General features: G+C 66.1%; 16 protein-coding genes. 11 read left to right on the forward strand and 5 right to left on the reverse strand.

Features of this window, described 5'->3' with window-relative positions; all coding sequences use genetic code 11:
* Nucleotides 1-4 precede the first annotated feature (4 nt).
* The gene (locus tag H7J73_RS29845) at nt 5-742 is read right to left on the reverse strand and encodes a FadR/GntR family transcriptional regulator (RefSeq protein ID WP_264071430.1); all 738 of its coding nucleotides are present in this window, start codon (nt 740-742) and stop codon (nt 5-7) included.
* Nucleotides 743-953: 211 nt separating this feature from the next.
* Between H7J73_RS29845 and H7J73_RS29850 the strand changes: the two genes are divergently transcribed.
* The 10 genes from H7J73_RS29850 (at nt 954) to H7J73_RS29895 (ending at nt 11,538) form a co-directional block, all read left to right on the forward strand.
* Complete coding sequence (locus H7J73_RS29850) at nt 954-1,685, forward strand: SDR family NAD(P)-dependent oxidoreductase (protein ID WP_264071431.1); 732 nt, start codon at nt 954-956, stop codon at nt 1,683-1,685.
* Nucleotides 1,679-2,962, forward strand: a complete 1,284-nt coding sequence (locus H7J73_RS29855; RefSeq protein ID WP_264071433.1) for a YlbE family protein — start codon at nt 1,679-1,681, stop codon at nt 2,960-2,962. The genes H7J73_RS29850 and H7J73_RS29855 overlap by 7 nt, the downstream gene beginning before the upstream one ends.
* Nucleotides 2,959-3,738 (forward strand): SDR family NAD(P)-dependent oxidoreductase, encoded by a 780-nt coding sequence (locus H7J73_RS29860; protein ID WP_264071434.1) that lies wholly within the window; start codon nt 2,959-2,961, stop codon nt 3,736-3,738. Before H7J73_RS29855 ends, H7J73_RS29860 begins: the two co-directional genes overlap by 4 nt.
* Nucleotides 3,735-4,802, forward strand: coding sequence for a hypothetical protein (locus H7J73_RS29865; RefSeq protein WP_264071435.1), 1,068 nt, complete (start codon nt 3,735-3,737; stop codon nt 4,800-4,802). The genes H7J73_RS29860 and H7J73_RS29865 overlap by 4 nt, the downstream gene beginning before the upstream one ends.
* Complete coding sequence (locus H7J73_RS29870; RefSeq protein ID WP_264071436.1) at nt 4,795-6,075, forward strand: glutamine synthetase family protein; 1,281 nt, start codon at nt 4,795-4,797, stop codon at nt 6,073-6,075. Before H7J73_RS29865 ends, H7J73_RS29870 begins: the two co-directional genes overlap by 8 nt.
* Complete coding sequence (locus tag H7J73_RS29875) at nt 6,072-7,454, forward strand: glutamine synthetase family protein (protein WP_264071437.1); 1,383 nt, start codon at nt 6,072-6,074, stop codon at nt 7,452-7,454. The genes H7J73_RS29870 and H7J73_RS29875 overlap by 4 nt, the downstream gene beginning before the upstream one ends.
* A gap of 50 nt (nt 7,455-7,504) precedes the next feature.
* Nucleotides 7,505-8,443 carry an alpha/beta hydrolase gene (locus H7J73_RS29880; protein ID WP_264071438.1) on the forward strand — a complete coding sequence of 313 codons (939 nt, stop codon included), beginning with the start codon at nt 7,505-7,507 and terminating at the stop codon, nt 8,441-8,443.
* Complete coding sequence (locus H7J73_RS29885; RefSeq protein WP_264071439.1) at nt 8,440-9,168, forward strand: SDR family NAD(P)-dependent oxidoreductase; 729 nt, start codon at nt 8,440-8,442, stop codon at nt 9,166-9,168. Before H7J73_RS29880 ends, H7J73_RS29885 begins: the two co-directional genes overlap by 4 nt.
* 118 nt (nt 9,169-9,286) lie before the next feature.
* Entirely contained in the window at nt 9,287-10,756 is a 1,470-nt protein-coding gene (locus H7J73_RS29890) for a flavin-containing monooxygenase (RefSeq protein ID WP_264071440.1), read from the forward strand.
* A 32-nt stretch (nt 10,757-10,788) separates the two neighbouring features.
* Complete coding sequence (locus H7J73_RS29895) at nt 10,789-11,538, forward strand: gamma-glutamyl-gamma-aminobutyrate hydrolase family protein (protein WP_264071441.1); 750 nt, start codon at nt 10,789-10,791, stop codon at nt 11,536-11,538.
* A 10-nt stretch (nt 11,539-11,548) separates the two neighbouring features.
* Here H7J73_RS29895 and H7J73_RS29900 read toward each other — a convergent pair whose 3' ends face one another.
* The 3 genes from H7J73_RS29900 to glnX all read right to left on the reverse strand — a co-directional run bounded on the left by H7J73_RS29900 (nt 11,549) and on the right by glnX (nt 16,130).
* Nucleotides 11,549-13,738: a serine/threonine-protein kinase PknG gene (locus tag H7J73_RS29900; protein WP_435405609.1), complete on the reverse strand. Its 2,190-nt coding sequence runs from the start codon at nt 13,736-13,738 to the stop codon at nt 11,549-11,551.
* 107 nt (nt 13,739-13,845) lie between these two features.
* Complete coding sequence (locus H7J73_RS29905) at nt 13,846-14,814, reverse strand: glutamate ABC transporter substrate-binding protein (protein WP_264071443.1); 969 nt, start codon at nt 14,812-14,814, stop codon at nt 13,846-13,848.
* A complete protein-coding gene (glnX, locus tag H7J73_RS29910; RefSeq protein WP_264071444.1) occupies nt 14,811-16,130 on the reverse strand; it encodes a protein kinase G-activating protein GlnX in 1,320 nt (439 codons plus the stop codon). The genes H7J73_RS29905 and glnX overlap by 4 nt, the downstream gene beginning before the upstream one ends.
* 187 nt (nt 16,131-16,317) lie before the next feature.
* Between glnX and H7J73_RS29915 the strand changes: the two genes are divergently transcribed.
* Nucleotides 16,318-16,830, forward strand: coding sequence for an NUDIX hydrolase (locus H7J73_RS29915; RefSeq protein ID WP_264071445.1), 513 nt, complete (start codon nt 16,318-16,320; stop codon nt 16,828-16,830).
* Here H7J73_RS29915 and thiE read toward each other — a convergent pair.
* Complete coding sequence (gene thiE / locus H7J73_RS29920; RefSeq protein WP_264071446.1) at nt 16,793-17,470, reverse strand: thiamine phosphate synthase; 678 nt, start codon at nt 17,468-17,470, stop codon at nt 16,793-16,795. The two genes, H7J73_RS29915 and thiE, sit on opposite strands and share 38 nt — an antisense overlap.
* Nucleotides 17,471-17,533: the final 63 nt, after the last annotated feature.

A 17,533-nucleotide genomic window follows, 5' to 3' on the forward strand; every position in this document is an offset into this window, starting at 1 on the left:
CGAGTCAGCGTTTGAGCCAGGCCGCGATGGTCTGGCGGGTGTCGTTGATGTGACTTTCCATCCTGCTGGCGGCCAACTCGGGATCGCGGTCCTCGATCGCCTGCAGAATCGACTCGTGAAAGTCGTTGGCGTTGGGCTCCAGTCGACCGAAGATCGCGCCGACCGGCAGCCACATCTGTCGTCGTGCATCGGCTACGGCGTCTAGCAGACGATCATTCTGCGCCGCCTGGGCGATCCCCATGTGAAAGGCCGTGTCCAACGTCTGGAACTCGATGGTGTGTTGCGCCGATTGCTCGGATAGGGCGACTTCCAGCGCACCGTCCATTCCGGCGAGCAACTTGTGCAGCGCGGCGAGTTCGGCGGTGCGGCGGCGTTGCGCAGCCAACCGGGTGGCTCCGGTCTCGACGATGATGCGGTAGTCGAAGGCGTCACGGATGGCCAGCTTGTTCCGGCGCAGTTCACGGCGCATCTCGGCGGCGTCGATCGGCGGAGCCTGCACGGTGAAACCGCCACCGCGGCCGCGGCGTACCGCGATCAGCCCCTCGCGTTCGAGCACCGCGACGGCAGCTCGAACGGTCGTGCGCGACACATCGAGCATCTCCGAGAGCTCCCGCTCGGTCGGCAACCGGTCGCCGGGCCGGAACTGGCCGAGCTCAAGCGCGCGACGCATCTGGTCGACCACAAGTTCATGGGCGGGAATCTGACGAACCGGACTCAACGCCCCAAACCCCGCAGCTGCCATGAGGAGCCCCTTTCTTTGCCAGCAGGTTACCGCACCGAGGTAGTCAAAAGTGGTTTTGTCCTGCTCTTTAGGCCTCAAGCCGAGGCAGGCCCGCGCAGTGCGTCCGGCGGTGGGGAGTTTTTAAAGAACTAAAAACTTGACCAATAGATCTTTATCTACGAAACTGGACTCAGTTCGTGATCCGCATCACCGGCGCAGAAGGGTTAAGACGTTGGGAAACAAAGTCATCGTGACCGGTGGGGCCGGTGTCATCGGCCAGGCGATCTGTCGCCGCCTGCTCCAGAGCGGTTACGTTCCGGTCGCCGCTGATCTCAAGCCGGCCATCGACGCTCTCGACCCGGCCGGAGCCGGTCTGCAGGGAACCTTGACGGTGCCGATGGACGTCACCGACCGGGACAGTGTCGACTCGGCGATCGGAGCTGTGGTCACCGCGCAGGAGAGCCTCTTTGGATTGGTCAATTGTGCAGGGATACTGCGTGATTCGTTCCTCGGAGAGCTTGACGAGGCGAAGCTCGAGCTGATGTTCCAGGTGAATATCGCCGGGCTGGCCCGAGTGACCGATGCGGTCGCGCCGTTGCTCACCGACGGCAGCGCGATCGTCAACGTGGGCAGCCTGACCGGGCATTTCGGTCGCTTCCGGGGCGCCTCGGTGTACGGCGCGACCAAGGCCGGTATCGCGGCCTACACCCGCTACGTGGCCGAGGAACTGGCGCCGCGCGGCATCCGGGTCAACAACGTCGCACCGGGTGTCATCCGGGCGCCGATGAGCCCGTCGATGGCGCGGGTGTCCGGCGGCGAAGAAATCAGCGCGAGCTATGCGATGCTCAAGCGGATCGGCGAGCCCGAAGAGGTCGCCGAGGTCGTGGAGTTCCTGCTCTCGCCGCGCGCATCGTTCGTCACCGCCCAGACGCTGCTGGTGGACGGAGGTGTGGTCGCATGGTGACCACCGCACCCACCGGTGCCGTCACGCCCGCCTTCACCTCGGTGGCCGAGGCAAACGCGGAATCGTTTGCGCGCCTGGATGATGCCGACCCGTGGGTCGTCGACGTCCAGCCGGCCCGCGAGGTGTTGCCGGGCTACCGGGACAATCTGGTCCTGACTTCAGGTGCCCCCATGTCGTGGCACGACTACACCGGTGGCCAGCGCGAGGCACTGATCGGCGGTGCGCTGTTCGAAGGCTTGGCCGACAACCGCGAGGAGGCGATCGCCCGCTTCGCCACCGGTGAGATCGAGGTCGGGGCGTGCCACGACTACTCCGCGGTGGGCTCGTTGGCCGGCATCTACACCGCCTCGATGCCCGTGTTCGTCGTGGAGAACCGGACCCACGGCAATCGCGGCTTCTGCAACTTCTACGAAGGCAAGGAACCACGGCGGCTGAACTACGGCTGCTACGACGAAGGTGTTCGCGACCGCCTGCTGCATGTCAACCGCGTGCTGGCCCCCGTTGTCGGTGAGGCGATCCGGCGCCGCGGCGGGATCGCGCTCAAACCACTGATCGCCCGAGCGCTGCGGATGGGTGACGAAGTCCACAGCCGCAACGCCGCTGCGTCGATTCTGTTCAACCGTGAGATCCTGCCTGCGGTCCTGGACATGGTCGACGAACGGGTCGACGGTGTGCGCGAGACGATGCTGCACCTGGCCGAGAACGACTACTTCTTCCTGCGTCTGTCGATGGCAGCCGCCAAGGCATCGGCTGATGCGATGGTCGTTCCCGGCTCGACCCTGGTCTCGGCGATGGCGTTCTCCTGCCGCGGCTTCGCCATCAAGCTCGCGGGGACCGGGGACACCTGGTTCGAGGGGCCACCGCCGATCCACGAAGGCAAGCTCTTTGCCGGCCACACCGAGAACGAGATCACCTGGATGGGCGGTGAGTCGCCGATCACCGAGACAATCGGCTTGGGCGGCTTTGCCCAAGCGTGCGCACTATCCCTGCAGGAATACCAGGGCGGTTCCCCGGAAGTGATGATCGAACGCAATCGTGAGATGTATGCCATCACTTATGGCGAGAGCACGACCTACCGGATTCCCCTATTCGGCTTTCGGGGGACCCCGACCGCTATCGACGCGCGCAAGGTCCTCGAGACCGGCGTACTGCCGGTGATGGATGTCGGGTTGGCCGGCCGCGACGGCGGTCAGATCGGTGCCGGCGTCATTCGGGCGCCGAGGGAGTGCTTCCTCGACGCACTGGCCGAGCACGCCCGCATTTTTGGCCGACGATGACCGACGCCTCGCCGACCAAGCAGTTGCCGCTGACATTCAGCGGTGGCGATGCTGTCGTCACCGGCGCGGCCTCCGGGATCGGTGCCGCGATCGCCCGCACGTTGATGGCGGCCGGCGTCCGTACGATCCGGCTCGACGTGCGGACGCCGGACGCCGACCCTGGTTATCCGGCCGCTCTGCAACTCTGCGTCGGTGCCGATGTTCGCGACCAGGATCTCTCCGAACGGCTGTCCCAGGCCGGTGTCGTGCCGGCCGACGTCTCCTACCTGGTCAACTGCGCGGGCATTCTGGACAACACGGGGTTCATCGGCGTCGACCAACAGGCCTGGATGCGGTGCCTGGAAATCAACCTCGTCGGGGCCTACAACGTCATGGACGTCCTCGGACCCGCACTGCGGCAAGCCCCGGCCGCGGCGATCGTCAATATCACCTCCATCGAGGCCGCCCGCGTCATCGCCCTTTCTGATCCTGATCCCACACCGCAGTACGCCGCTTCGAAAGCCGGGCTGCACATGCTGACGAAAACCTCGGCCCGTGCCCTCGCGGTCGACGGGGTCCGCGTCAACAGCGTCTCGCCCGGATTCGTGGCCACGCCCATGGCGGCAGCGCACGGCGATACCGCGCAGCTACCGCCCGCGCTCGCCGCCAGGGTTCCGGCGGGTCGGTTCGCAGCTCCCGCCGATATCGCCTACGCAGTCGCCTTCCTCCTGAGCGATCAAGCCGCCTACATCACCGGTACCGATCTGCGCGTCGACGGAGGGTTCGAACTCACATGACCTCTCGACAATCCGCCGGCCCTGTGGTCGCCTACGAGCCCTCGCTGGGGCGGGCGGCCCGGGTCGGTTCCTGGGAGCAGTTGGCCAAGGGCACCTTCCGTACCGCTGCCGAGCACCTGGCGATGGGGGACGGGGGCGCGGCCGCTGAACTGGTCGAGGTGGCGGTGCTGGAAGCCGACGAATTGCGCGATGTCTACGAGCGCTGGCCGGCGGCCACCGCCGATTGGCTACGGGAGCGAGGGGTGGCCGCCGAGCTGATCCTCGCCGAGACCACCTGGCTCACCACACTTATCGGCGAATCGGCAATGGCCGGTATCCACCGTGCCTGGCCCAAGTTCACCGCCGCCGTCGATACCGCGGCCACCGCGTGCCGGGTGGGAGAGGCAGACGCCGCCGAGGCGATCGAGAACGCGCGCGCGGTGTGGCAGGTAATCCACGACCGGGCGGTCGACCGGGTCTCGGGGATGATCGATGTCGCAGTGCGCCTGGCCGGGGAGGAACACCTCGGAGCGTTGTGGGACTACCTGATGGAGGACTGGTACGAGGCGCACGCGCGCCGGTACAGCCTTGAAAGCCAGCCGTGGCCGACCTCGGCGAATCAGCTCATGATCGCCATCGTCGACGGTTTTCACGCCCACCTGAGCGGGACCGGCAGGCAGGGCGACATCGAGATCGTCGAGGAACCCCAACGCATCGGCTTCCGTTTTGCGCCTTGCGGATCCGGAGGGCGCTCCCTTGATGTCCGCATCACCGACGGTGCCCCCCGGGCGGGTGCGCCCTTCGGCTTCGCGGTGACCACCGAGCCACACGACTGGGCTTGGAACACCGTCGGTATCTGCTCCTACTGTGTGCACTGCTGCCAACTCAACGAGGTCATGGCGATCGACCGGCTCGGATATCCGACCCGGGTCATCGACCCGCCGACCTGGACAGCCGACGCACCCGTGACGTCCTGCACGTGGTGGGTCTACCACGATCCCGCTGACATCCCCGACCGCGTCTATCGGCGCGTCGGGCGGGATCCGGCCCGCAGGCCGACCAGAGGAGGAGTGCATGATGGCTGAGTCCGTGGCGATGACACAGCTGGAAATCCCGGACTACGACCTGGGCATTCGTGGAAAAGTAGTGCGGACCAACAAGACCCGTCAGCCGACCAGCCTGGCGATGTGCACCATCGTCTATGGCCTTTCGATCGTCGACGAGGTCACCGACACCCCGTTCAGCAGTGCGGCCAACGGGTACCCGGACGCCAGGCTGATCCCCGACGAGTCCACCCGCGTCGCTTTGGGCTGGCGACCGGGTACCGACGCCGTCATCGCCGATCTGGTCGGCGCCGACGGAACACCGATCGAGATGTCACCTCGCAACACACTGCAACGACTGCTCACCGGATATGACGAGCTGGACCTGCAACCGGTGCTGGGCTTCGAATACGAGTTGTGGCTCTTTCAGGGTGCGCCCGGCGGTCCCGGCACTCGGCTGCCCTTCGGCACCACCGAAAATGCCTACAGTCTTACCAGATCAGCCGAAGTACACTCCCTGGCAACCGAATTCATCGACCGGATGGAGTCCGTCGGGATCACCGTCGAGATGTTCCACTCCGAGCTCGGCCCGGGCTTCTTCGAGTTCACCCTGGCGCCGGCACCCGCTCTCACCGCCACAGACCACGCGGTTCGGGCCCGTCAGTATCTGCGGGATCTCTGCGCCGAGCGTGGCCTGCACGCCAGCTTCATGGCCAAACCGTTTGCCGACAAGTCCGGCGCCGGTGGACACGTGCACTCGAGCCTGACTCGCGACGGTGTCAACGTCTTCTGCGATCAACCGCGGCAATTGTCGCCGGAGGGGCGGCATTACCTCGCGGGCCTGCTGGCCGGAATGGCTGACGTCACCCTGATGCTCAATCCCTACGTCAACTCCTACAAGCGTATCGATCCGGAGATGTTCACCCCGGGCAGCGCGGCGTGGGGCCACGACGACCGCAGCGCGGCGTGCCGAGTGATCCTGGGTGACATCGCGTCCGCGCGGGTGGAACACCGCCGCCCCGGTGCCGATGCCAGTCCCTATCTGGTCGCCGCCGCCGTGCTGGCCGCCGGCCTGCAGGGCCTGCGCGAGCAATTGCCGCTGTCGCCCTCGAGTGCCGACTGCGGTGCGCTACCGCCTGATCTGCGCTCTGCCGTCACGTCTTTCGAGTCTTCGGCCTGGCTTCCCGAACTTCTCGGCAAGCCATTCTGCTCGTCGTTCGCCGCGACCAGACGCGCCGAGGCGCACCGATACGAGCAGTGGCTGCGGCACACCGTCACCAGCTGGGAACTCTCACGTCATTTGGAGCACCAATGAACACTGAAACGACGTACCTGACTCTCGACGAATTCACCGAACTGGCCGACGCCGGCGAGATCAACACCGTGGTGTGCGCCACCCCGGATCCGTACGGGCGGTTGGTGGGTAAAAGGCTGACCATCCCCGCGTTTCGGTCGTTGGGCCTGTCCGGCAGCGGTATCAACGCCAGTAGTTTCATCTTCGCGGTCGACCTGGAGATGAACCCGCTGGACCTGCCGGTGTCCAATGCCGCCAACGGGTGGGCCGACATCCGGCTGGTCCCGGATCTGACCACCCTGCGGCGGGTGCCGTGGGAGCCGCACGTGGCGTTGGTGATCTGTGATGTCTACCAATCCGATTCGGACACCATGTTGTCCGTCGCGCCTCGCACCATCCTGCGTGAGCAGGTCGCCCGCGCCCGCGAGCAGCAGTTGTGTTTCAAGTTCGCCTCCGAACTGGAATTCTTCCTGGCAGCAACCCCGCCGCGGCAGGCATGGGAGCTCGGGTACCAGAACCTGAAGATGCTGTCGGACTATCGATCCGACTATCAGATGGTGCAGTCCAGCCGCGACGACTGGTTCATCGAGCAGATCCGCAACCAGATGCCGGGATTCGGGGTGTCTGTCGAGTCGTCCAAGCCGGAATGGGGACTGGGACAACAGGAGGTCACGCTCGATTACTGCGACACCCTGGAGATGGCGGACCGCCATGTGCTGTTCAAATACGGTGTCAAACAGCTGGCCCACGCGGCGGATCTGACCGTGACATTCATGGCCAAACCCAAGATCGACGAGGTGGGCTCGTCGTGTCACCTGCACGTCAGCATGTGGGCGCCCGACGAGGACACCAGCCTGTGCTGGTCGAAGGAGCCAGGCGGCGGGATGTCGGCAAAGTTCGGCTCGTTCGTCGCCGGCCAGCTGCGGCACGCTCGCGAAGTCGCTTTGATGTATGCGCCGACCATCAACTCCTACAAAAGATTTCAACCTGATCAGTTCGCCGGGACCGCCATCGCCGTGGGCGATGACAACCGGTCCTGTGCATTCCGGCTGGTCGGGCGCGGCCCGTCGTATCGCGTCGAGAATCGGATCCCCGGCGGCGACGTCAACCCGTATTACGCCTATGCGGCAACCATCGCCGCCGGTCTCGACGGGATCGAGCATCGACTGCCGACACCGGACATCTTCGACGGGAATGCCTGGACCGGCGACAACGTCACCTTGGTGCCGACGTCGATGCACGAGGCACTGCGACTGTTCGCCGAATGCAAGATGGCCCGCGCGGCCTTCGGTGAGGAAGTGTTCGACCACCTGCTGGCCTCGTCGCAGAGCGAGCTGAGCGCCTACGATTCGCACACCGTGACCGACTGGGAGTCCCGCCGCTACTACGAGCGTGTCTAGCTCAGCCCGACAACAACTTTCGATATCTGCACGCCATCAAGGAGATGCTCATGCCCATCGATCCCATCGCTCAGAAGATGCTCGACGACGCCAAGAAATCGGGGCGCCCGAACGCCCACCTGCTCCCCGTGGCGACCGCGCGCCAGAACTTCGAGGACGCCTTCGGCGCCCTGGTGAAGCCACCGATACATCGCGTCGTCGATGTCACCATCCCCACTCGTGACGGCCAGACGATCCCCGGACGGTTGTACCTGCCTGCGGAGCAGAGTGCGGTACTGCCACTGACCGTCTATTTCCACGGCGGCGGCTGGCTTCTGGGCAGCATCGAGTCCCACGACGTCGCGACCCGGCTGCTGGCCAACGCATCCGGTAGCGCGGTGCTGTCGGTGGGATACCGTCGTGGACCCGAATCCCGATTCCCGACCGCGGTGGACGACGCCGTCGACGCCCTGACGTGGGCCGCTGATCCGGCGTCGGGCCTGGACATCGATCACAGCCACGTGGCGGTCGCGGGGGACAGCGCCGGTGGCAACCTGGCCGCGGCGATCGCGCTGCACGCCCGCGACACCGGCACCCCTGCGCTACGGCACCAACTGCTGATCTATCCGGTGACGACCACCGATCTGGGGCGCGGACTGGATCCCGCCTACGACGGGGTGATGCTCGAACGTGACGAATTGCAATGGCACCAGGCCAATTACCTGGCCGACCCCGGACAGGCCGGCGATCCCCGGGTCAACGTTCTCGACGCCGATCTGGCCGGATTGCCCGAGACCACGATCATCCTGGCCGAATGTGATCCCATCCGGCCCCAGGGCGAGCTGTATGCCGCCGCCCTCGAGGCGGCCGGGGTGTCCGTCCGCGTTCATCTGACGCCTGGCCTGGTGCACGGCTTCTTCGGGCTCGACGAGGTGTTCCCGACCGCGACGGGGGCCATGACGTTTGCCGGCCAGCAGCTCGCGCAGGCCCTCGGTTCGGTGCACCGGTGACCCGCAGCGCGCTGGTCACGGGTGCAGGCGGCGGGATCGGGCTGGCGACCGCCACCCGGCTCGCGAGCGACGGAATCCACGTCACGGCCACCGATGTCAAACCGCGTCCAGCCGATCTTCCCCGCGACGTCGACTACGTGACATTCGACATGATCGCCGGGTCGCCCGCCGAACTGCTCGGAGCCCTCCCCGGGCCGACGTTGGACTATCTGGTGAACGCCGCCGGTCTGGCCCTGTTCGACCGGGACGGATCCGTCCTCGACACCGAGGAAGCCGTCTGGGATGCCACACTCGGGGTCAACCTGCACGGGCTGAGACACCTGACGGCAGCGGCTGTGCCGATGCTGCGGGCCGGGCAGGGCAGGAGCGTCGTCAACGTTGCGAGCACTGCCGGAGTGCGAGGCATGGACTCGCCACTGGACGCCTACCAGGTCAGCAAGGCCGCGGTCGTGTCGTTATCCAGAAGCCTGGCACTGCAATTGGGGCCGGAGGGCATTCGGGTCAACACCGTGTGCCCCGGCGCCATCCTCACCCCGATGATCGAGCCGTTGTACGCGGACAACCCAGGGCGGCGCACCGACATGGAGCAACGCACCCCACTGCGTCGGCTCGGCACGCCTGCGGACATCGCCAACGCCATCGCGTTTCTGCTCTCCGATCAGGCGTCGTTCATCACCGCCACCGACCTGATCGTCGACGGCGGCTGGATCGCCCAGATCAAGTAGCAAGCCGCCACATCACAAGCTCTACCACCTATTGACACCCCGATTTATGGTCTAAATACTGAACCTATAGTTATTTAGATCCGCCCCGTAGGCCCGAATGTTTCGAGGAGAGACCCCGATGGACGCACACGCACAATCGACGCCCCGCGTGGCGGTCATCGGCGCCGGCTTCAGCGGAATCGCTGCCGCAGTTGCGCTGCGCCGGAAAGGTATCGAAGACTTCGTCATCTTCGAGCAGGCGCCGGGACTCGGTGGCACCTGGTGGCACAACCGCTATCCTGGTGCCGAAGTGGACCTCGAGTCACACATCTATTCGTTCTCCTTCGAGCGCCACGACTGGACCAGGACCCACGCCGACTGGCGGGAGTTGCTCGGCTATCTCGAGGGGGTGGCCGACAAATGGGACCTGCGCCGCCGGATCCGATTCAACGAGAACGTCACGGACGTGTCGTGGTCCGATAGCGACCACACGTACACCGTGACCACCGCGGCGGGTGGCGATCACGGCGTCTTCACCGCAGTGATCAGCGCGGTCGGCTTCCTCAACATCCCCTTGCTACCGCCATTCGCGCGCGAGTCCAACGACTTCCACGGCGCGATATGCCACACCTCGCGGTGGATCGAGGGTCTCGACATGACCGGCAAGTCCGTCGCCGTCGTCGGGACCGGATCGTCGGCGGTGCAGATCGTGTCGGAGGCGGAGCGGGTGGCCGCCGACGTCACCATCTTCCAGCTGGAGCCGAACTGGTTGCTGCCCAAAGAAAGCCGAGCCTTCACTGCACGTGAGCGTCGCCTGAACCGGAACCGGCTGGTGTATGGCTGGCGGCGTCTGAAGCTCTACGCCGACTACGACCGGCGACAGCTGCGGTCCGGGCACGCCCGGATCGGGGGGCGAAGTAACAAGCTCCGCCACGCGAAGTCGCGCGAATTCCTCCAGCGGGAACTGGCAGGCCGTCCCGACCTGATCGAGCTCGTCACGCCCAAGTTCGCGTTCGAAGGCAGGCGGACCGTACTCAGCGACACCTACTACGCCGCGTTGCGCAGCCCGAAAGTCACCTTGGTCCCGCACGGCGTGAAAGGTCTGACCCGGACGGGCGCGGTCGATGCCAACGGTGACGAGCACAACTTTGACATCATCGTGTTGGCAACGGGTTTCGACGCCGCCAACTACCTGGGTAACTACCGGGTTCACGGGCAGAACGGAGCCGAACTGCACGAGAGCTGGCAGGGCGAGCCGGAAGCATTCCTGGGAATGATGGTTCCCGGATTTCCGAATTTCTTCATCATGTACGGCCCCAACACCAACTCGGTACCGTTGGTGGCGTTCTACGAGGCCCAGGCCGACTTTGCCGCCGGTCTGATCACGCGGGCGGCGAGGGAAGGTAAGACGGTCATCGACGTCCGGCGTTCGGCGTTCGTCATCTACAACGACTGGCTCCAGGCCCTGCTGGCGAAGACGGTGTGGTCCACCGCCAACAGCTACTTTCGCGCGGGAACCGGAAAAATCGTGTCGCAGTGGCCGTTGGGCGCCACCCCCTACATCCTGGCCACCAAGCTGTTGCGCCGGATTGCAATCCGGCTCTCCTGAATCGGTCCACGTCTGAAAGAACTCGATTGCCCGTGAAGCCCGTCATCGCAGTGACCCTCAACGCTCAAGAACTCCCAGGCCTGGTGCACTGGCGTCAGATGTTCGCCGGGTTGCAGCAGTATGGAGCGGTTGCGCTCGGAGTCGACTGTGGTTGCGGGCCGCAGCGCATGTCGCAGCTGCTCGCCCACGTCGACGGGCTGCTGATCAGCGGTGGCGGCGATATCGATCCGGCTTTGTACGGAGGGGACCGCCGAGATCCCGAGATCGGTGGGGTGAATGTCGTCCGGGACGGGAATGAGGTCGCGGCGTTCGAATCCGCCTGGCGTCGACGCATTCCCACCCTGGCCATCTGTCGGGGCGCCCAGCTGGTCAACGCCGTCCGCGGAGGAACTCTCTTTGCGGACCTGGCCCGCGACCGGCCCTCGGCAACGCAACATCGACGTACCGAGGAGGAGCTGCTGACCGTGGCCCATCAGGTCACCGTCGCCGCCGACACCCGGCTGGCGACCTGGCTGAACCACCGGGGTGCGATGGATGTCAACAGTCAGCACCACCAAGGTATCCGGGACCTCGCGCCTGGGTTCGTGGCCACCGCGCTGAGCGACGACGGTCTCGTCGAGGCCTTCGAAGCACCCGATAACCCCGTTACCGCGATCCAGTGGCATCCCGAGATCGACTGGAGCAACAGTGAGATGTCCCGGCGTCTGCTGCGCGGCTTCATCGAATCGTGTGAGCAGAGCGAAAACTCGGACCACCGGCAACTGCTCACCACGAGTTGTTGATCGCAGGGGGTCAGAACGTCGACATCGGCCGGACGGTATTGGCCATGTCCACCAATGCATATCGGTGTGCCTGAGAGGGCGCAACGCGGGCCAGCGCCCGTAACGCCGCCTCCACTCCGAGCTGTAGACCGTGTGCAGTGAACGGGAAACCGAGGATGTGGTTGGCGCTGGCCTCGTGATCGGTGATCCAGTCCATCGCGGTACCGAGCACCAGGGCCCGCAGCTGAAGCACGCGGGGTTCGGTATCCGGGAGAGCTTCGACGCGGCGTGCGGCGTCGCGCAGCTGCTGCTCGGTGACCTCGTTGATCGACCGGCCCGACAACAATGTCACCGCACTGGTCAACCGGGCGGTAGTGAAATGCCGTGAGGTGGGCGGCACCTGGTCCAGGGTCTTGACGGCCGCTTCGCGTTCACCGTCGACGGACTGGGCGCGCGCCAACCCGAATCCGGCCGAGATGACGCCGTTGTCGGTACCCCACACCGTCCGGTAGAAGCGCTCTTCGTCGGCCGAGCCGGCCAGCTCGGCGGTGGCGGCCAAGGCCAGCTTCGGTGCGGGCTCACCCGGTAGCGTATCGAGTACCTCGGTGAAATGCTTTGTCGCCGAGTCGTAGTCGGCGGTCAGCAGCTCGGAGACCGCGCGGAACCAGACCAGCCGCCAGCGCCAGCCGACGCGGTCGCTCAGTTCGTCGAGCTTGCGGGTGGCCTTGGCCACATCGCCGAGATCGAGCAGCGCGCGGACTTCCATCAGCGGCAGCTCCACCGACTCCGTCAGGTCGATCCCCTCGGAGTCCAACGCGCCGTGGCGCGCAGCGCGCAGTGAATCCAGGGTCTGCACAGGCTGACTGAGCACGTTGGCGCTCAAGATGGTGGCTCCGACGTCGGCAGGGTCCACCAGGGGAACCGGCAGGGCGGTGACGATCTCGGCCGCGGTCAGTTTCTCCGAGTGTGGCTGCCCGTCCAGGTAGACGTCGGTGTGTGCCACCAGCAGGTCGACGCCGAACGTCGACCGCGACGGGCTGAACACCGTCGACAGACCGGGGCGGGGGAAGCCACTGTCGGTGGCCACCACCTCGCGCAGGACTCCGAGGAGCTGCCCGGACATCTCGTCGGCGCTGGCGAACCGGCGTCGCGGGTCGGGGTCGATGGCGCGGCGCAGCAACCTGCCGAAGCTGTCGTAGGTGGCCAGGACGGGATCATCATCGGGCAGGCCGTCGACATAGCGGCCCTTGCGGGTGCGCAGCGCCAGGGTCATGGCGGCCAGGGTGCGGCCCACGGTGTAGATGTCGGTGGCGATCGTCGGTCCGGTCCGGACGATCTCCGGGGCCTGGTAACCCGGTGTGCCGTACAGGTATCCGAACGAATTGATCCGCGATACCGCGCCGAGGTCGATCAGCTTGAGCTGCTCCTCGGTCAGCATGATGTTCTCGGGCTTGAGGTCGTTGTAGCAGAGCCCCAGCGAATGCAGATAGCCCAGCGCAGGCAGGATTTCGAGCATGTAGGCGATCGCCTGCGCGACCGGCAGCCGCTTGCCCTTCTCCTGCTTGAGTGAGGTGCCGCCGACGTACTCCATTACGATGTAGCCCACCGGCTCACCGTGGCTGTCCGGATGCTCGACGAAGTTGAAGATCTTGACGATCGACGGGTGCACGACCTCGGCCAGGAACTGCCGCTCAGCCATGGCGATCGCCTGGGCTTCGGCGTCACCGGCGTGGACGAGACCCTTGAGCACCACCGGTCGCTCATTGACGTTGTGGTCGACCGCCAGATACACCCAACCCAGACCGCCGTGCGCCACACAGCCTTTGATCTCGTACTGGTCGGCGACCATATCGCCCGGCCCCAGCTGCGGCAGGAACGAGTACGCACTGCCGCAGTGCGGGCACCAGCCTTCGCTGAGCGCCTTGCCGTCGGTACTGGACCGCCCGACGGGGCGCCCACAGTTCCAGCAGAACCGTTTCGACTCGGCGACAACCGGATTCGTCATCAGGGCGGCCAGCGGGTCGATCTCGGGGACCCGGGGGATCTCGACCAGGCCGCCGCCGAGCCGTCGGGTCGGGGAGATGGCCCGGGTTACCGTCGTCGAGTGGTTGTGCGGTTCGGTGCCCGCGCTGGAGATGTAGGACGCTTCGGAATCGTCGAAATTCGGCCGGAAGATCGCCTGGGTGGCCATCGGTCGAATCGTCGACGCCGAGTCGAACATGAACTCGGCGGGCTGCGTACCAGGGTCTTCCTCGTCGCCGCCAGCGCCGGTGTCTGAGTCGGTGTCCACGTCGAGATCGCCTTCGGATTCGCCCATCAGCCCGTCCCCTAGTCCACGTACCGTGGGCTCGGTGGTGCCGGTGCCGGTCCCAGCACCGTCAACCATTTGCGGTACAACGTGTTCCACGTGCCGTCCCGGCGGATGCGCTCCAGGGTGGCGTTGACGAACCGGACCAGGCCGGTGTTGTCCAGGTTGATACCGATCCCATACGGCTCCTGGTTCAGGCTGGGGCCGACGATGTGTAGATAAGGGTCCTGGGCGACCAGGCCGGCCAGAATCGCATCGTCGGTGGACACGGCGTCGACCTGGCGCTGCTGCAACGCCACCAAGCAGTCGGCCCAGGTCACCACCGAGACGATGATCGGCGGGGGGGTGATCTGCTGGATCCGCTTGAGCGAGGTGGTGCCCCTGGCCACGCAGACCCGCTTACCGGACAGGTCGGAGGCTTGGGTGATCGACGAATCGCGTGGCGCCAGGATCCGTTGGTAGGCGGTCAGATACACCGTCGAGAAGTTCACCAGCTGGCGGCGTTCACAGGTGATGCTCATCGTTTTGACCACGATATCGACCTGGTTGTTCTGCAGCGCGGTGACCCGGTCAGCCGACGACAGGATGCGGTACTCGACCTGAGACGGGGTGCCGAAGATGTCGCGGGCCACCTCACCGGCGATGTCCACGTCGAAGCCGGTGATCTCGCCGGTGATCGGGTCCCGGAAACTGAACAGGTTGCTGCCGATATCGAGCCCGACGATCAACCGGCCGCGGTTGCGGATGTTGGTGACGGCCTCGTCCGCCTGCGCTTTGGTGGGGAACGGTCGAAGGCTGGCGGTCCGGTTGCAGTCGTCCGCATCGGGGTCGAGCGGCGAAGCGACCTGTGGTGGCATCTCCTCCATCCCCTCGGGCGTGGGCGGTGTGATCGTCACGCTCGGCTCGGACCCCACCGACTGCGGCTGGCCGCAGCCCGTCAGCGCCAACCCCAGCAGGGTCAAAACGGCGAGAATCTTCCTGGCGTTCATCGGTACTCGCTCATGCGGGGCCACAGCCCGAGCGCCACCGCCACCGCGGCGCCGAGGCTCAACACGACGCCGCCGACCGTCGTCCCCGACAGCACCCGGCGCGCGTTGATGATGTCATTGCGCAGCTGCGTTCGACTCTCCTGGATACCGCTGGTCAACGCGGCCTCGAGCTTGTCGAAAGCCGGCGTCGAATCGTCCTCGCCAGTGCCGAGGGCGACCTGGGTGGCAGCCTGATAGTTGCCGACCGCGATATAGGCGTTGATTCGTTCGTCGGCGGATCGCCACTTCGTCAACAGGGTGTCGGCGTTCTTCAGATCCGAGGTGTCGATGGCGTCGCTGCGCTCGAGATAGGCGGCCAGCTGCTGCTGCATGGTGTCGATGCGCTGGTAATAGGACTGCTTGCGGACATCCTCGTCACCGCGCCGGATCAGCGACAGGGTCTCGTCGGCGCGGGCCTGCTGGGCGGTGATCGCCAGCGTCGTCACGGTCTTGAGTGATTCGGCCGCGGTATCTTTCGCACTGCGGCTGCCGGCCGTCGAGATGGCCAGCGCCGTTCCCACCCAGATCACCATGATCATGATGGCCAGACCGCCGGCGATCAGACCGATGTTCACCCGGCGCCTGGTCCGTCGCGCCAGCCAGCGGTGCGCGAACGCGCCGAACACGATCGTCGTCGCGATCACCAGGATCACGGGGGTGGGAATGCGCGTCGACGCCGTGGTTTCCTCGTCCACTCGTTTCGAGGTCTCCTCGTAGAGCCGTTGCGCGTCGGGCAGGATTTTGTCCTGCATCAGCGACGACGCCTCCGACAGATACGACGAACCGACGGGGTTCCCGGCCCGGTTGTTCGTCCGCGCGGTCTCGACCAGCCCCGTGTAGATGGCCAACTCGGAATTGATCCGACCCAGCAGCTCCTGCATCGGCTCATCGGTCAGACCGCTAGATGCCCTGGTCAGTGCCACTGCGGCATCGGTGATGGCCTGCTCGTAGCGCTGCCGGACCGGTCTTGGTTCGGCCCCGGCGATGAAGGCGGTGGCGGCGGCGGCGTCGGCCACCGACAACGTCGTGTACAGCTGGCCGGCGGCGAACGCCAATGGTTCGGTGTGGTTGAGCACGGTGGTCAGCGCCTGCTGGCGGTGATCGATGGTGGTCGACGTGGCGAAAGCACTCGAGGCGCCGAGTGCCGCGAGAATCAACCCGATCGCCAGGATCCGCCCCGGCGTGGTCCAGATGAACCACCAACGGGGATGGGCCGGTACGGCGGGCGACCGGGACGCCAGCGGCTCGGTCGACGGGTGCGCCAACTCAACCGTCACCTGTGCGGACCTGCCTTCTGTCGTCCCGCTCTCGATTCGGAGTCGCTCGTCCCCGAACCTCTAGAAAACTGTATAAGCGAATTCTAAGAGGTTCTCTGTGACAGGTGGGGCAGGATCGGACAACTCCGCTCGCGAGCGATGTCGGCGAGGACACGCGAGGTTGCAGTCAGCCGCTTATTCTGGGTCCGTGCGCGGCGACGGAGACGGGTGGGTGTTGTCCGACAACGGTGCGCACTACTGGGGCCGCCACGGCGCGGCGGGCCTATTGCTTCGGGCGCCGCGGCCCGACGGGTCCCGGGCGATCCTGCTGCAACACCGCGCCGCATGGAGCCATCAGGGCGGCACGTGGGGGCTACCCGGCGGCGCGAGGGACAGCCACGAAACCGTCGAACAGGCGGCCGTCCGAGAAGCGCACGAGGAAGCGGGTCTCTCGGCCCACCAACTGACGGTCCGCACCAGCGTGGTGACGGCCGAGGTGCACGGCACCGGCGGGCCGGCCTGGACCTACACCACCGTCATCGCCGACGTGCCGACGCAGGTCGACACCGTGCCGAACCGAGAGAGCTCGGAGCTGCGCTGGGTGGCCGAGGACGAGGTCACCGAGCTGCCGCTGCATCCCGGATTCGCCGCCAGCTGGCAGCGCCTGCGCGAGGTCGCCGCAGCTATTCCGCTGCAGGCAGGGCTGCAGCCAGACGCCTAGCGGCAGCCTGCGGATCCTCCGCGCCGGTGATCGCCCGGACCACCACCACGCGGGTGGCGCCGGCTGCGAGTACCTCGGGTAACCGCTGCTCGTCGATACCGCCGATGGCGAACCACGGTTTCTGTGGATTCAGGGCGGCGACGGCCCTGACCAGGTCCAGACCGGGTGCGACGCGGCCCGGCTTCGTCGGCGTCGGCCAGCACGGTCCGACACAGAAGTAGTCGACGGCCTCGGTGATGGCACGCCTGGCTTGGGTTTCGTCGTGGGAGGAGCGACCGATGACCGGGCGGGCGCCGACGATATCGCGCGCCACCTGCAGCGGAAGGTCGTCCTGGCCGAGATGCAGGACATCCGCACCCGCGGCGCGGGCGATATCAGCGCGGTCGTTGACCGCGAACAGCGCGCCGTGGCGGTGCGCGGCGTCCCTCAGGACCTCCAGTGCCTCGAGTTCCTGACGGGCTTCCAACGGGCCGAACCGCTGCTCACCGGCCGAGCCTTTGTCGCGCAGCTGGATGATGTCGACGCCGCCGGCCAACGCCGCCTCGGCGAACTCGGCGAGGTCGCCGCGTTCGCGCCGGGCATCGGTGCAGAGGTAGAGCCTGGCCGTGAGGAGCCGGTCCAACGGGAGAGGATCATGCACTCCGCGAGGGTAATGTAGGCACCGCTCGGACGACGATGCGGCGAGGAACGAGCCGCTGAGGAG

The sequence above is a fragment of the Mycolicibacterium komossense genome, from assembly GCF_025822605.1.
Lineage (GTDB): Bacteria > Actinomycetota > Actinomycetes > Mycobacteriales > Mycobacteriaceae > Mycobacterium > Mycobacterium komossense.

What these genes read in the sequence shown, in the direction of transcription:
- H7J73_RS29870 (WP_264071436.1), top strand. Translation starts at nt 4,795, where the DNA reads ATGGCTGAGTCCGTGGCGATGACACAGCTGGAAATCCCGGACTACGAC.
- H7J73_RS29875 (WP_264071437.1), top strand. Translation starts at nt 6,072, where the DNA reads ATGAACACTGAAACGACGTACCTGACTCTCGACGAATTCACCGAACTG.
- H7J73_RS29860 (WP_264071434.1), top strand. Translation starts at nt 2,959, where the DNA reads ATGACCGACGCCTCGCCGACCAAGCAGTTGCCGCTGACATTCAGCGGT.
- H7J73_RS29890 (WP_264071440.1), top strand. Translation starts at nt 9,287, where the DNA reads ATGGACGCACACGCACAATCGACGCCCCGCGTGGCGGTCATCGGCGCC.
- H7J73_RS29880 (WP_264071438.1), top strand. Translation starts at nt 7,505, where the DNA reads ATGCCCATCGATCCCATCGCTCAGAAGATGCTCGACGACGCCAAGAAA.
- H7J73_RS29900 (WP_435405609.1), bottom strand. Translation starts at nt 13,738, where the DNA reads ATGTTCGACTCGGCGTCGACGATTCGACCGATGGCCACCCAGGCGATC.
- H7J73_RS29905 (WP_264071443.1), bottom strand. Translation starts at nt 14,814, where the DNA reads ATGAACGCCAGGAAGATTCTCGCCGTTTTGACCCTGCTGGGGTTGGCG.
- H7J73_RS29865 (WP_264071435.1), top strand. Translation starts at nt 3,735, where the DNA reads ATGACCTCTCGACAATCCGCCGGCCCTGTGGTCGCCTACGAGCCCTCG.
- H7J73_RS29855 (WP_264071433.1), top strand. Translation starts at nt 1,679, where the DNA reads ATGGTGACCACCGCACCCACCGGTGCCGTCACGCCCGCCTTCACCTCG.
- H7J73_RS29845 (WP_264071430.1), bottom strand. Translation starts at nt 742, where the DNA reads ATGGCAGCTGCGGGGTTTGGGGCGTTGAGTCCGGTTCGTCAGATTCCC.